The organism is Burkholderia sp. AU45251, assembly GCF_030482905.1.
GTDB lineage: Bacteria > Pseudomonadota > Gammaproteobacteria > Burkholderiales > Burkholderiaceae > Burkholderia > Burkholderia aenigmatica.
On record NZ_JAUJQH010000005.1, the window covers coordinates 80,640 to 94,576 of the forward strand.

Genomic DNA, 13,937 nt, shown 5'->3' on the forward strand with positions numbered 1-13,937 from the left:
TGACGAGCGCCGTTTATTACAAGATCGTGAAACGACGCCTGATTTTCCCATTTCTTGCACTTCTCCAATCGAAAGGGCGACGGGATAGGTGGCGCCGAGGGCGAGAAAGCTCGAGCCGCTTAATTCCTGGCTGAGAGTCAATAGAGCCCGGATACGAATCTCGCGATCGATACGCATGCGAGGCTGACTGGCACGGCATCAAAGAGGGGGAAATTCGCCGAATTTCCCGTGCGCAGCGCGCACTATCCGGGAGTACGGCCGCAGAGTCGCCACGGTTGGCCGGGTTCAGAAAAGAGATGAGTGGTTTAAAGCGACTCACGAGAATAATCGGAAATTTTTTCCTGAAAAATTGTGAAGTCTCTTTAATTTCGTGTGCGCCGGTCATATTTTCCGTCTATTTGAAATAGATGAGGTGCAACGGCCACTATCGTCTTGTTCCGAAAGGTATTTATAATCACCGCTCGGCAGAAACCCCACCTGAATACCAACCAAGGGCAAGCTGCATGGGCCATACCGCGCTTTATAAGACATTGCGTCTTGGCGACGCGCAATACAATCGTCTTGTCAAACTGGACACGCCGCTCGGCGTCGACTGGTTATTGCCGCTCTATGTGAAAGGAACGGCTAGACTCGGCCGCGATTACGAATTCGAGATTGATGCCGTTTCACCGCGCGGCAGTCAGATCGAACTCAGCGCGCTGCTCGCCAAGCCGGTCACGCTTTGGATCCAGCAGGCAAACGGCTCATACATGCCGATCCATGGCTATGTTCACCGATTCAGCCGGTTGGGAGCGGATGGGCCGTTGACCTTTTACAAGCTGGCCTTCTCTTCCTGGCTCTATTTTCTGCGCCTGCGCCGCGATATGCGGGACTGGCAGGAGCAGAACGGCGAGCAGATTCTGACCGACGTATTCGACCAGCATCCGCAAGCACGCGGCGCGTATCGTTTCGATTTGCATAAACCGCTTCCGTCGTATTCGAACCGCGTGCAATGGGAATACGACCTGAACTTCGTTCATCGCAGCCTTGAAGAGGTGGGCGTGTTCCCGTACTTCGAGCAGGCGGACAATGGTCGGTCGCACACGATGGTGCTGACGGACGACGTTTATTTTGTCCCGCAGCTGAAGCAGCCGGTTGTCGAGTTCGGCCCTACGGAAATCAGCGGCGAACTGGACGGGTTCGCGCAATGGAAGGAGCAGCTCCAGATCGATAGTGCGCAACTGACGTCGCGCTCGTTCGACTACAAGCGCCCCGATCTTCCTCGGCAGGTGCAGGGTGTGACCGACGTGGACGGCAAGCTGCCGACCGATGGGGAGATCTACGACTATCCCGGTGCGTACATGTGGTCGGATCGTGAGCAAGGCGAGCGTCTTGCGCAGATTCGGCTCGAAGAGCGCAAGTCGCGGATGAAGCGCTTTCACGGCATCGGCGGCTTGCGTTGTGCGATGCCGGGGCGGCGCTTCGAACTGCGTGGCCATCCGGTACACGATGCGGGCAGTCAACCGGATCGCGAATTCGTTCTGCTTGGCGTCGACTGGTTGATCTGCAATAACCTGCCCGGTCTGGACGAAGCAGAGCAATTCCCCGACGGGCTGGCTGAGGAGGTTGCGCAAGCGAAGGCAGGCGCGACGGTTCGCCATGCCGATGGCAGCGAAGGTTTCTTTCAGGTGATGGTCGAAGCGCAACCGCGCAACGTTCCGTTCCGCAGCCCGTTCGAACACAAGAAGCCCGTGATGCAGTTGCAGAATGCGATCGTGGCCGGGCCGAGCGGCGAGGAGGTCTATACCGATTCGCTGAACCGGGTGAAGGTGTGGTTCCACTGGAATCGCCGCAACGGCCAGGATGAACGCGCGTCGTGCTGGGTACGTCCGACGTTTCTGGATGCGGGCTCGAGCCGTGGCGGGATTCAGCCACTACGCAAGGGCGACGAAGTCGTCGTGGGCTTCATGGAAGGTGACTGCGATCGGCCCGTCATCATTGCGAGGATGTACGGGGGCGCGACGCAGCCGGTGTGGCACACGAACGGTTTGCTGTCCGGTCAACGCTCGCGCGAGTACGGCGGCACCGGCTACAACCAGCTCGTGATGGACGACTCGACGCAGCAGAATCGGGTTCACCTTTACTCGAGCAGCTACCAGTCTCATTTGCACCTCGGGTACCTGATCCAGCAGACCGACAATACGCGTGGTGCGTTCCTCGGTAGCGGTTTCGACCTCAAATCGGACGCCTATGGCGCCATTCGGGCGGGGCAGGGCTTGTTCGTATCCACGCACCCGACAGCGACGAACCAGCCATTGAACGTGACCGCTGCATCCGAACAGTTGGCCAGTGCGGAAACCGTCGTCGATCTGACGTCGCAGGCGAGTTCGGCGAACCAGGCGGAGAGCCTGCAGGAAGGGCAGGACGCGCTCAAGAAATTCACCGACGCGACGCACTATGGCGTGAGCGGCGGCGCCGGCAGTGGTGGTCGGACGGACGGGGGCGGCACGGGCAACGCGAACGGGTTCTCGACGCCGATCATGCTGATGGCGAGTCCCGCAGGCGTGGGCCTGTCGACGCAGGAGTCGGCGCAGGTCACGGCGAACCAGCAGGTCAATATCGTCAGTGGCAAGAGCGTGCACGTGGCGGCCGGCAAATCGCTGATCGCGAGTGTGATGGAGAAGATCAGCCTGTTCGCGCAGAACGCGGGGATCAAGCTGTTTGCGGCGAAGGGCAAGGTTGAGATTCAGGCGAAAAGCGATGCTATGGCGCTGACCTCGCAACAGGATCTGAGCATCACGAGTGTCGACGGTCGGGTGGTGATTTCGGCTGACAAGGAGATCTGGATTGGTGCAGGCGGGTCGTATATCAAGATCACGCCCGATCTGATCGAGAACGGGACAACAGGCCAGATTCTTGAGAAGGGTGCGTCGTGGAGCAAGCAGGGCGCGTCGTCGATGCGCTTGCCGGCACAGATTACGAGTGTCACGAAGGGATGCTCCTGGCAAACAGCTTCGGCGTCCGCCAATAGCGCGTCAACCGTCGTGCTGGAGTAAGTCGATGTCATACGTGCAGACACCGCAAGGGCGCGATGGACGTGAGGGGGACGATTCCGTTACGGAGGATGTCCGGATTCGCGAGCAGGTCAGTGCATTAAAGCGCTGGTTCAACCAGCATCCAGACATGCGTTGCCTGTTGCTTGTCGACCCCAGCCAGCGGGATCCGCTGGCCGACGATGCGGGTGACAACCCGCTATCCGCAGACCTACCCAAGACCGACGTGGTAATCGATCACGAGGCGGTTTCGCCGACACATTACCCCTACCTGCTCGAGCTGGATCTCAAAACTGAATCGGATGTTGCCGCGCTGGCAGAAAGTGCGCGACTGGCGTTTGAGGACAGACGCCCGCAATCGATGGCCGAGGGGCTGGGACAACGCATCGGTGGCTGGCTGGCCAGTTCTGCATCAGCACGAGAGGTCGCGGCACATTGCTCGCGTCTCGCGCTTCAGAACGACGATCGGGGCCGTCTTTGCTTGGTGAGATTTTACGACCCTCGTTCACAGGCGCTGCTGTGGCCTTTGTTGGCGCCAGCGCAACAGCATGCTTTGTTAGGTCCGATCCAGGCATGGCATACCCTCGATGCCGGAGCGGCAACTATCACCCGCATGAACACCGTGGGGCGACGAGACGACTTTGTGCTCGACGACGCGCAATGGCAGGCTATCCAGTGCCATGGCATCGTCAATCGTGCACTTGCGCTGCATGCGTACGATCTCGACCGTCAACCGAAGCAGCATGAGGTCGATGCAGCTGTGGCAGCGTCGCTGAGGGCCCGACGCTATGGCCTGACCGATGAGGAAGATGAGGTGGCGTTTGTTGGTCACGCGCTCTCATTGCATCCGGAGTTCGACCTTCACCCACGGGTCTTACAGATACTGGGTAGCAGGGCCGACGGGGACCTCTATACCGAACGGATCGACGAACTCACCTCGGACGAAATCGCGGAAATTCGCCAGGGCATCTGGCATGAACGCCTGCGCAACTCGGCTAGCCCGGCAGGCCGCGGCTGAACCCTATAACGAAACAGATCATGGCAAACACTCCTCTGACTTGCACCGCGACTTGCCCGAACTGTATGAAATCCGGTCTGGCGATTCTGCCGGTTCGATATGCCGTTGTGCCGAAAACCATGTCGAGTGCGATGCCGCCCGGTATCGTTGGTCCGGGTGTCATGGACATTACGCTGAGCGCACACCACTACAGCCTGAGAACCCTCCGGGAGGGCTGGCTCTATCTTTTCTACGAGAAGGGCGCCCGTGGCAGTAACTACTGGGAAGCTTATCGGGTGACTGAAGACGGACGGCTCTGGAAGCAGACGATTCCGGTGCCATCGGTGCCGAAGACGGACCCCGCGTGCGCCCAGACCGGCGGTGCGGTACAAATGGACGTGATCTGCATCGAGAAGCCTGAGAAGGCGACACGGGTCTTCATCGCTTTCTCCGAGTATCCGTGGATCAAAGAGGTTTTCCAGAAGTACACGACGTCCTCGAAGCTGCGCAGCGAACGCATGCAGGTCATCATGCCGGCGACTTGGCTCAAGACAGCAAGCGGCATGTTCGGCATGAATAAAGGCGAGGCCGGGCATGCGACCGCTGCGACGGAGGCTGGAATAGACCAGATCGTCGAATACCAGCCGGGCTTGAAGGCCGATCTGCTCGCTCCGCCCGCCAAACCGATCGCAGTGGATGAGTATGGGCGTGCGACTGACGATACCATCTGGGAGCAGGAAGCCACGCGCTACCCTCTGTACATCCGTCAGACGTCGCCATCGGGTTCGTCCAGCAAGGATCTGGTGAAGCTGATGAACGATATTGGCGAGAATGCTGGCGGCACGCCCCATAAACCGATGCTGCTGGCGTTATGGGACGGCATTGGTATTACGCACGAACTCGCCGGGTTTCACAACGATCCCGCCGGCACGCTGATGCGCTACGTCAGCATGCAGCCGCTTCGCGTGGATGCCACGCAGTCGATCGAAGCGGCCGAACGGTCGGTTCGCAGTGGTGCGGCATTGAGCGCGAGTCTCTTGCGTAAGGGGATGATGAGTGCTGCGCTGGGTGCGGGTGACGGCGGCATTATGGCGCCCAGCGCACTGGAGATGATTGACAAGGCGGGGCAACTCACGCCGGACGAAAAACGAACCGTAGGTAACAAAGCCTGGCACAAATACCAAGCCAGCATCAAGGGCGGGAAATGGCCGAACAACTTCAGTACTTGGTTCGATAAAGTCACCCTCAAGGTCGAACAGCTACAGAAGCAACGTGTGCCCGACCGCGACGCCTGGCTGTCTTCCGATGCGTTCCGGCATGCGCTCAACGACTACCATTCGGATGACGCGGGGGACGGCTTGGCGTTTCACGGGGTGATTGACGAAGCGTACGCTGGATTGTCGGCGACTGATCCGGGGCTGCGTATCGTTGAGAAACTCATCAACAACATGGACCCGACCGATGAGCGCAGCTATTACTGGCGGGCGTTCGCGTATAACCAGACCGACATTCGCGAGGAGATGAAGACTTTCCTGGCGATCGTGCGGGCCGGCCAAAGCGAATCCATCGTGGACCGGGCCGCGTCGTGGTACGTGACGAAGCAGGCATCGCTCTATCTCGATCTTGGCTACCTGAAGGCGTTTGTGAAGTTCTACGAAAAGGTCGAGGACATATTCAAGCACGAACGCGCGGGGTCGGCGACCGAGCGCCCGCTCAAGGCGCTCGGGATTGAGCGATTGATGCTGTGGTCAGGGCGTGCGATGGTGAATGTCTTCGGACCGATTTCTCGTTCCGTTGGCGGGATCTTGATCAAGGGCGCGCTCTTGGTCCGTGGGGGCCTCGTACTGGAAGACGCGAAACGTATCGTGGCGGAGCTGGCTGCCTGGGAAGGGCAGATGGATACCGCCGTAAGCAAAGCGGTATGGGACATCAAGGCGAAGAATCCTAGTTTGGACCCGATGCAGGTCCGGGCACAAGCTTATGTCGCGTTGGCTGAAGATGACCGTGGGGCGCTCGTGCGCAAGCTGTATGCCGAGGCGCGGCTTACCCCGAATGCCACGCGGGACAAGGCTGCCGCGTCGGTGAAGCTTTCCGGGGCGTTGTTCATTATCGAGATGATGAATTACTTCCTGCTCTGGACAAAGCCGGACAAGACAGCTACAGACGACTTGGCTATTGCGAGCGGGACGTTATCGTTGGTTGGGGCGGGGCTGAACGTCTACAACAAATGGCTGAGCAGCTTCGGCAAGACATCGGCGAGTTCGACGCTTGCCAGCATGAAAGTCGCCGCGAGTTGTTTGGGCGGAATGTCGTCGTTTATTTCGATGACTACTGATGGGATGAAAGTTGTATCTGGATTCTCATCGTCAAACTACAAGCAGATTATTTTCTATACTTTTAAGGCGTTTTTCGATTTTGGGATCGGAGTCGGGACTGTATTAACAGCTATCAGTTCCTCTGCGCCCTTGCTAATGAAATCAACTAGTTTGGCACCGGGCAAGGTGCGATTCGTGGGCCGGCTCGCGGCGGGCATGGCCGGTGCCCAGGCTCGGATCGAAGGCAGGGCGGCCGGGTTAGCGGGACGAGAACTGGGGACCTTTGTCGGGGAATCGGTACTTAAGCAGGTCGGGGCCTACGCAAGCGAGACTGTTGCAGCCGGACTGGCGAGTGAAGTAACCGCAGGAGGATGGCTCCTGTTTAGTGGACGGGTGATCCTGATCGCAACGGGTTGGGAAGTGGGTGTGATCGTAGCGATCATTACGCTGATCTACAACTACTTTACGCCAGATGACCTTGAAAATTGGTTATCCAGTTCGCCATTTGGAACTGCGCCGGACAAAGGGGTTACATTGGATAAGCAGCAGGCCGCCTTTAATAAGGCGCTTGGGGTGACGGGGAAATAAAGATGGGAAATAAGCAGGCTGCTGCTCCAGTGCTTCTGCGTGGAGTGATCACGGAAATGACGAAAAGTCGAGTCTACTATGACGCCATCTTCACGGAAGCAGATAAGCGGGCGATGGAGAACACTGCGATCGTTGCGGCATTGGCAGGATTGAACGATATTGCGCTTAACCTCAGTGCATCCTCGGAATTCACGGATACGGTTGGTGATCTTGTGACCTTCCGGTTGAACGGTGAGGAAGTCCGCGCATGGCTTTGGCTGTCTGTCTTCGAGAATGGAGACGAGGTTGAGGTTGTTGCAGAACGGACGGAGGCTGGATGGATAGGGTATGCCATCCGGCGATGCAGTGATGGGATTTTATCCGTTCATCCTCATTGTGAGCGGGGTAGTCGGGCGTTATTTAAATTCTTTGTGAAGATATCGATGTTGTTTTGGAGTGGTTGTGCGCTTGTTGTGACGTTGATGGTGGCATCGATGATGCTTTATCAAGGCATGCATGATCGGTGGATAATGTTTGCTGAAACCTTTCTTGTTTCATGGGGAGGGATTGAGGTGGTGGCTGTCTTTTTGGCGTATAGAGTGAGTAGCCGATTCAAGAGGCAGTTGCCAATGGCAAATCGGATATTTGCGACATTTGGCTGGAAGGATCCTGAAAATGTTAATTTACCGAGAACCTCTAAGAAGTTGCGGCAACCAGAAGATACATGGCAGATGGGAGTGCTGATTTTTCGCTACAGCGAGTCATGACTTTTCATCAAGTTAGAGCGTGGGCGGTGCTGACCGTAACCGGATACCAAGATGGACCGTAATCAAGCCGCCGCTCCAGCGCTTTTGCGCGGAGTGATCACGGAAATGACGAAAAGTCGAGTCTACTATGACGCCATCTTCACGGAAGCAGATAAGCGGGCGATGGAGAGCACTGCGATCGTTGCGGCCTTGGCAGGATTGAACGATATTGCGCTTAACCTCAGTGCATCCTCGGAATTCACGGATACTGAAGGAGATCTTGTTACTTTCCGGTTGAACGGTGAGGAAATCCGAGCGTGGCTTTGGTTGTCCGTCTTCGAAAATGGGGACGAGGTTGAAGTTGTTGCAGAGCGGACTGAGTCTGGATGGATAGGGTATGCCATCCGGCGATGCAGTGATGGGATTTTATCCGTTCATCCTCATTGCGAACGTGGTAGTCGGGCGTTATTTAAATTTTTTGTGAAGTTGTCAGCTCTATTCTGGAGTTTCTGCGCGTTAGTCCCAACCCTTTTTTTGCTACTGCCCCTCCCGCATGATCAAGATCAGTGGATATTTTTTTTGAAAGTCTTTGTCCCTTTGTGGACTGGGACTGAGTTAATGGCCGTTTTTCTTGCGTATAGAGTAAGCCGCAGATTCAAGAGGCAGTTACCTATGGCAAATCGGATATTTGAGACATTTGGGTGGGAGAATCCGTCCAATGTTGATTTGCCGAAGACCTCTAAGAAGTTGCGGCAACCTGAAGATACATGGCAGATGGGTAAACTTATTTTTCGCTACAGCGAGTCATGAACTCTTGCGGGATGGGAAACGAAGCGCCCTCAACCGTTCACTAGCCGGAGTCCACTATGAGTAAAGCGTTGGTATGCGATGGCGATCCGACTACGACCGGCGGGCGTGTCATCGCGGCCGCTTCGAGTATGTACGATGGCGACAGACGTATCGCCCTGGATCACGAAATGGCAACGTGCACCAAATGTCCTGGCGAGCATCCGATCCAAGGTAGCGGTGCCGATATGCAAGAGGACGGTCGGTCATGCGTCTTGGATGGCGATCTGGTTCTGTGCCCTTGCGGAACGAACCACGTTAAGGCAGGCAGTGGATCGGGGTGCTCGACAGTCTGAAGAAGAAATGCGTCCCATGCTGATGGGGTATCAGTCTATCTGTTTTGGCGGGCCATGCAACAGCCCGTCAAGCGAGCGGAATTGTGCCAGGTCGCGGTGTACAGCGTCGAATTTCTGCACCAGTGCTGGCAGACATCACGACGAGTTGAACAAAGCTTGTCGCCGGCGCGTGCACCGTGAAGAAGTGATCCATCACGCCGATGAAAGCGTTTAAGTTGACGGCGGCAAACGCTTGTTCGTCGACCGTCAACGTCACTTCAAGACCCCGGACGAAACTCGGCATTGGTTTTCCTGGAAGCCAGAGCTGTTTGGCCCGATGGCTCAGGTTCGTCAGTCCGTCGAGCAGTTTCGCGTGTCCCGCGGAATGAGCGGTGAATTGGTGGAACAGGCGTTTCAGCTCCGCAAGCCCGGTGCGGGTCAATTCGATCGAGTGCGGGGCGAACTGCGTGATGAGCCGCCAAGCCGCATCGCCTTCCTTCGACAATCGCGCGCCTTCCGTAGGTACGTCCAGCATCACGATGCGCGAAACCATCGTTCCCTGCTCGTTCACCAGATCACCATCCTCGGCACCGACCCGCATCGTGCGAGGGCGATTGCCATTCGAGCAGGTGACGTCTGCTGTTATCTGTTCGATCTCGGTGTCGATCGCCGGTCGGCCGTCGAGTTCGACCAGGCTGAGCGCGGTTTCCTTCTTTCCCGATGGCGAGGCCGCGTTATGGTGCATGAGAACCCAATAGGGGCCGGCCGGTTTGGCGGAACTGCCGTGCATGAGCGACGCGAACGGATGAATGATGTTCGCTCTGGAACTGCCTGTCGTGGCACGGACCGACTCGACAGACCAAACTTCGACTCCCGCAGCGTCCGTATTCTGGGATTGCACGGGGTACGCGTTCGTGATCGGATTCCGCTTGAGTGGCCGCGACGTAAGCCGGGCTTCCGGAACGACGCTGAGACTCGGGTCGTTCACAAGCCCCGAGGTTGCGGAGGCCGGCGGGTGGTTTGCTCGACAGGGTGCGGCAAAGAAGGCTGGCATAACCGCAGTCGGTACAGCGGTGGAGGAGGCTGGCATAACGGTCGGTTGGCGAGGGGGGGGGTGCTCCTCGGTCGAGGTGTTTTGATCTTGACTGGTTGGGAAGTCGCCGTGGCAGTGGTCGCTATTCAGTTTTTGATTTGGTATTTTTCGGACGATGAGCTGCAGACATGGCTTGAAAAGTGTGCATTCGGACGAAAACCTGTGAATCCGGCTTGGGATGCGGGAAAGCAGAGCGATGAATATGAAAAGGCATTGAAGGTAATGGGTCTTTCGACTGACTGAATGGATTAATGATGGCAGACACAGCACAATCCGCCCCTACACAGCTGTTGAGGGGGCATATCCGGAATCTTCGTAGCACGAGGCAGTCCCAGGCGTTTTTGTTTACAGATGCTGACCGGACGGGGATGGGAGTTACAGCTGTTGCTGCGGGGCTGGCGGGTCTTGGCGGTGTAGCTATCGGGCTGGCCGCGTCTGCGGACGATACTGCCGAGGACGCCGATCTGCTTGAATTTGAACTGGATGGGAAAAGCATTCGTGCTTGGGTATGGGTATCCGTGTTCAAAGAGGGCGACGAAGTCGAGATTGTTGCTGAACGATTGGATCAGGTATGGCATGCATTTGGCATCAGGCGTGTCAGGGATCGAATCGTGGCGCTGCATCCGCATTGCAGTCGAGGCCGATATGCGCACTATAAGGCGACTGTGCGATGGTGGATTGGTCTGACGGGAGTATTCTTATTGTGCTTTAATATTTTTGCTGTAATTGTTTTGTATTTTAGTGACGAGAATGATTGGCTTGGTGTTTCAAATTTGTTTTTGGGGGGTGGGGTGATCGTCACGATGATTACTGGCGTCATTTCATTCCATATAGGTAGGAAGATGATGAAATTCGTTCGCCTTGCCGAGGGAATTTTTTCGGGGTTTGGTTGGAAGGATGTCAAGAGTATCGATCTGCCCACGATCACGAAAAAGAGCAAGCAGCCTGGGGAGCCTGGTGCATTGGGTGTCTTGTATTTCCGTTACTAACCGTAGTTCGCTCATTCGAAGGTTGGGCCTTACTCATGATGAATCTCATCCGTGTCGGCGATGACACCGACCACGGCGGCAAGGTGATCACTGGTTCGTCGACGATGCGCTTCGACGGCCGTTTTGTTGCCCGCAAGGGCGACGAGGTATCGTGTCCTCAGCATCCCGACGTCAAGCCGAATCTGATTGTCGAGGGCGATGAATCAATGACCGACAACGGTGTTCCGATTGCGCGGCACGGTCATCGGGCGACCTGCGGCTGCCATCTGATTTCGAGTCTTACCTATCCGCGCGGATTTCGGACGTGCCATGACGCCGGGATTTGGGCCGCAGGAAAGTCAGGTCAGCGGGATCGTGCCCGGCCTCGGTGCGCAGCGTCGAATCTCTCTGCCATTGTTAGCAGACGTCACGACGAGTTGAACGAAGCTTGTCGCCGGCGCGTGCATGGCGAAAAAGTGGTCCATGACGACAATGAACGTGTTCAGGCTGGCAGCAGCGAATGCCTGTTCATCGACCGTCAACGTCACTTCCAGGCCTCGCACGAAGCTCGGCATCGGTTCTCCCGACAACCAGAGCTGCTTGACGCGATGGCTCAGGTTCGTCAGCCCATCCAACAGGTTCGCGTGTCTCGCAGCATGATTGGAGAATTCGCGGAACAGGCGTTTCAGCTCCAAGAGCCCCGCTCGGGTCAGTTCGATCGAGTGTGGGGCGAGCAGCGCGATAAACCGCCATGCCGCATTGCCATCGCGCGGCAAACGTTCGACCTCCGTCGGAGCGCTCAACATCACGATGCGTGACACCAGCGCGCCCTGCTCATTGACCAGATCGCCATCGTCGGCACCGAATCGCATCGTGCGAGGGAGGTCGCCATTCGAGCAGGTGACGTCTACCACGATCTGCTCAATCCCGGTGTCGGCAGCGGGTCGTCCGTCCAGTCCGACCAAATCGAGTGCGGCCTCCTTCTTGTCCGATGGAACAGCCGCGTTGCGTTGTTTGGGTACCCAGTAGGGACCGGCCGGTCTGGTATAGCTGCCGTGCATGAGCGACGTGAACGGATGAATGACGTTCGCCCGGGATGCGTTTGTCGTGGCGCGGACTGCGTCGACCGAGCAGATTTCGACGTCGGTGGCATCGGTATTCTGGGACCGGACGGGGTACGTGCCGCTGATCGGGTCTCGCTTGAGCGACAGCGACGTGAGTTGGAACAGGTTGACGATTGGCGTGCAAAAGAGCCTGAGATGGTCGGCCGACAGATTCTTCAACCTCTGGGCAGCCGGCGAATCCGGGTGAATACTGGAAATGGCGAGGTGGAGTGTCAGACGTTGCGCGGAGCCCGCCGCACGCGCGAGCGACGCGAGATCGACGTCGACGAAATCGAATTTCTTCGGATACGCAAAGTATTCGCTCAGCAACCTCAACGCTGCCGGGCCGTCATCTTCGTCAATCAGCCTCTCGGAATCACCGTAACCAACTGCGGCAAGGGGTGGCGCGTTCAATGCCTCCCAGCGATGTTCCGTGTCCTCGACGAAGGCTGCGGCCGTGTATATCGTCATCGCATCCATGGTGGCGCTGACGACTTCGCTGGCGCCACTGATGTGGATGCGCAACGGGTGGGGCATGGCGTCGATGCGGAAGTCCGGCCGGGCAACTTCGAAGGTGATGGAGAGCAGGCCAGCCGTGTTCGGGGGCAGCGCCACATTGGACGGGGCGGCCGATGCCGACGTGTAGCGCGCATCCGAAATACGTACGGGTGCCAGCGTGACGTCATAGACGGTTCGGAAACGGCAGTCTTCGGTCTTGCTGACCAGCTCGGTTGCGCGGGGAACGATGGACGGCTCGGTGATCTTGTCGAACATGTCCGAGACATCGAACTGGGCGACCGCGCATGCCGGAAACGCGCGTAGATACCGGGGGTAAAGCATGCCGAGGAGGGCGTCGGCAAACTCCGGATAGCTGTCATCGAGCCGACTGTCTATATCCGCCGCGAGGAGCGCGAACGACTGCAGCATTCGCTCGAGATGGGGATCTTCGGAACGGTCGCCGCTGATCCCGAGCCGAATGGCAATCTTGGGATAGCGTGATGCGAAGGCGGCAACCGATCGGCGTAGTAGTGCAAGTTCTCGTTCGTAATGCGGAAGCAGGTAATCCATCGCGTAAAGTGAGGAGCCGGCACGACGACAAAACTGTCTGTTCGCCGGTTGGCGGTTGCGCTGAATGGTGTCAGGCATACTAAGGTCGGCTGTCGCTATGATAACCGCTTAATCGACGACGCTCGTTGAAGTGTTCTCGACCGACTGGCAGGGCCGCGATGCCGCGATTGAGTGAAGTTCCCGAGCCGTCCACCGACCAAGCCTGATTCCAATAGACTTTCCGCAGCGAACGGCTGCCTGCACCGATGCGTCAGATACCTTTTCTTGCCTTTGCGCTCTCGGCCCTCGTGCCCGGTCTACTGTGGTCGTATTTCACCGGCGATCACGGGTCACTGAAATATTCCATTCCAATCGCCTATTTCGGCACGGCAGTGTTTGCCATTCCACAATATCTGCTGGTCGTGAAATACTGGCGCGTTTCCGTGATCGCATCGTGTCTGTGTGGCGGGATTACTGGATTGTTGACGTGGATTGCCACCTTTTTGATTTATACGTCGATCCGGGATGACGATCTTTTCAAAGCCGGTTTGTCGGCCGCTTTGGGGTTCCTGGCATTCGTATGCCTGGGCGCGGCGGCGGGATTCGTGTTCTGGCTCATGCATCGTTGGCAACGAGCCAAAGGCTGAGCCGTGCGCGCGAAGCCATGTCGCGCGCCTTCGTCGCGGCGGTTTCCGGTACCGGTCGCCTGGCGAGCACCCGTGTCGCGTGCGGCGCCTGTCGCGGGGCGCACTTGTCGGTCGAGGTGGGCGGCCACCCGCTTCGAGCGTTGGCAATCGTTTGCCCCCGGCCACCCGGACATCGGCTTTACCCTGATACGCACGCGTCGAACGCCCGCCGGCTCCCCGCGCCAGCGCTTCCGCGCCGATGCTGCAGTGCAATTGATCAGTATCTCGTAACAATAGCCCCGTCGCGACGCCCCGAAGTGCT

The 13,937-nt window shown here is 57.6% G+C and carries 11 protein-coding genes and 1 pseudogene; 10 read left to right on the forward strand and 2 right to left on the reverse strand.

What is annotated here, in order from left to right:
- Positions 1–503: 503 nt before the first annotated feature.
- Genes QZM67_RS13800 through QZM67_RS13825 form a run of 6 tightly spaced genes read left to right on the forward strand, consistent with a single transcriptional unit; the run spans position 504 to position 8,799 of the window.
- Entirely contained in the window at positions 504–3,035 is a 2,532-nt protein-coding gene (locus tag QZM67_RS13800; RefSeq protein ID WP_301803951.1) for a type VI secretion system Vgr family protein, read from the forward strand.
- Between the two features lie 4 nt (positions 3,036–3,039).
- A complete protein-coding gene (locus QZM67_RS13805; protein WP_301803952.1) occupies positions 3,040–4,050 on the forward strand; it encodes a DUF4123 domain-containing protein in 1,011 nt (336 codons plus the stop codon).
- A 20-nt stretch (positions 4,051–4,070) separates the two neighbouring features.
- Positions 4,071–6,932, forward strand: a complete 2,862-nt coding sequence (locus tag QZM67_RS13810) for a T6SS effector BTH_I2691 family protein (protein WP_301803953.1) — start codon at positions 4,071–4,073, stop codon at positions 6,930–6,932.
- A gap of 2 nt (positions 6,933–6,934) precedes the next feature.
- Positions 6,935–7,678 carry a putative type VI secretion system effector gene (locus QZM67_RS13815; protein ID WP_301803954.1) on the forward strand — a complete coding sequence of 248 codons (744 nt, stop codon included), beginning with the start codon at positions 6,935–6,937 and terminating at the stop codon, positions 7,676–7,678.
- 51 nt (positions 7,679–7,729) lie between these two features.
- Positions 7,730–8,467: a putative type VI secretion system effector gene (locus QZM67_RS13820; protein WP_301803955.1), complete on the forward strand. Its 738-nt coding sequence runs from the start codon at positions 7,730–7,732 to the stop codon at positions 8,465–8,467.
- Between the two features lie 56 nt (positions 8,468–8,523).
- Complete coding sequence (locus QZM67_RS13825) at positions 8,524–8,799, forward strand: PAAR domain-containing protein (RefSeq protein ID WP_301803956.1); 276 nt, start codon at positions 8,524–8,526, stop codon at positions 8,797–8,799.
- A 67-nt stretch (positions 8,800–8,866) separates the two neighbouring features.
- Here QZM67_RS13825 and QZM67_RS13830 read toward each other — a convergent pair whose 3' ends face one another.
- Positions 8,867–9,868 carry a type VI secretion system baseplate subunit TssF gene (locus QZM67_RS13830; protein ID WP_367620445.1) on the reverse strand — a complete coding sequence of 334 codons (1,002 nt, stop codon included), beginning with the start codon at positions 9,866–9,868 and terminating at the stop codon, positions 8,867–8,869.
- 51 nt (positions 9,869–9,919) lie between these two features.
- On the opposite strand from QZM67_RS13830, the gene QZM67_RS13835 reads away from it, so the two are divergent.
- The 3 genes and pseudogenes from QZM67_RS13835 to QZM67_RS13845 all read left to right on the forward strand — a co-directional run.
- Positions 9,920–10,114 (forward strand): hypothetical protein, encoded by a 195-nt coding sequence (locus QZM67_RS13835; protein ID WP_301803958.1) that lies wholly within the window; start codon positions 9,920–9,922, stop codon positions 10,112–10,114.
- Positions 10,115–10,122: 8 nt separating this feature from the next.
- A complete protein-coding gene (locus QZM67_RS13840) occupies positions 10,123–10,860 on the forward strand; it encodes a putative type VI secretion system effector (protein ID WP_301803959.1) in 738 nt (245 codons plus the stop codon).
- A gap of 35 nt (positions 10,861–10,895) precedes the next feature.
- Positions 10,896–11,144: pseudogene (locus tag QZM67_RS13845) on the forward strand (PAAR domain-containing protein); the annotation flags it as partial.
- Between the two features lie 54 nt (positions 11,145–11,198).
- On the opposite strand, the gene tssF reads toward QZM67_RS13845, so the two are convergent.
- Positions 11,199–13,088: a type VI secretion system baseplate subunit TssF gene (gene tssF, locus QZM67_RS13850; RefSeq protein ID WP_301803960.1), complete on the reverse strand. Its 1,890-nt coding sequence runs from the start codon at positions 13,086–13,088 to the stop codon at positions 11,199–11,201.
- A 167-nt stretch (positions 13,089–13,255) separates the two neighbouring features.
- On the opposite strand from tssF, the gene QZM67_RS13855 reads away from it, so the two are divergent.
- Positions 13,256–13,636 carry a hypothetical protein gene (locus QZM67_RS13855; protein WP_301803961.1) on the forward strand — a complete coding sequence of 127 codons (381 nt, stop codon included), beginning with the start codon at positions 13,256–13,258 and terminating at the stop codon, positions 13,634–13,636.
- The last annotated feature ends 301 nt before the right edge of the window (positions 13,637–13,937 follow it).

What these genes read in the sequence shown, in the direction of transcription:
- QZM67_RS13800 (WP_301803951.1), top strand. Translation starts at nt 504, where the DNA reads ATGGGCCATACCGCGCTTTATAAGACATTGCGTCTTGGCGACGCGCAA.
- QZM67_RS13805 (WP_301803952.1), top strand. Translation starts at nt 3,040, where the DNA reads ATGTCATACGTGCAGACACCGCAAGGGCGCGATGGACGTGAGGGGGAC.
- QZM67_RS13810 (WP_301803953.1), top strand. Translation starts at nt 4,071, where the DNA reads ATGGCAAACACTCCTCTGACTTGCACCGCGACTTGCCCGAACTGTATG.
- QZM67_RS13815 (WP_301803954.1), top strand. Translation starts at nt 6,935, where the DNA reads ATGGGAAATAAGCAGGCTGCTGCTCCAGTGCTTCTGCGTGGAGTGATC.
- QZM67_RS13820 (WP_301803955.1), top strand. Translation starts at nt 7,730, where the DNA reads ATGGACCGTAATCAAGCCGCCGCTCCAGCGCTTTTGCGCGGAGTGATC.
- QZM67_RS13825 (WP_301803956.1), top strand. Translation starts at nt 8,524, where the DNA reads ATGAGTAAAGCGTTGGTATGCGATGGCGATCCGACTACGACCGGCGGG.
- QZM67_RS13830 (WP_367620445.1), bottom strand. Translation starts at nt 9,868, where the DNA reads ATGCCAGCCTCCTCCACCGCTGTACCGACTGCGGTTATGCCAGCCTTC.
- QZM67_RS13840 (WP_301803959.1), top strand. Translation starts at nt 10,123, where the DNA reads ATGATGGCAGACACAGCACAATCCGCCCCTACACAGCTGTTGAGGGGG.
- tssF (WP_301803960.1), bottom strand. Translation starts at nt 13,088, where the DNA reads ATGCCTGACACCATTCAGCGCAACCGCCAACCGGCGAACAGACAGTTT.
- QZM67_RS13855 (WP_301803961.1), top strand. Translation starts at nt 13,256, where the DNA reads ATGCGTCAGATACCTTTTCTTGCCTTTGCGCTCTCGGCCCTCGTGCCC.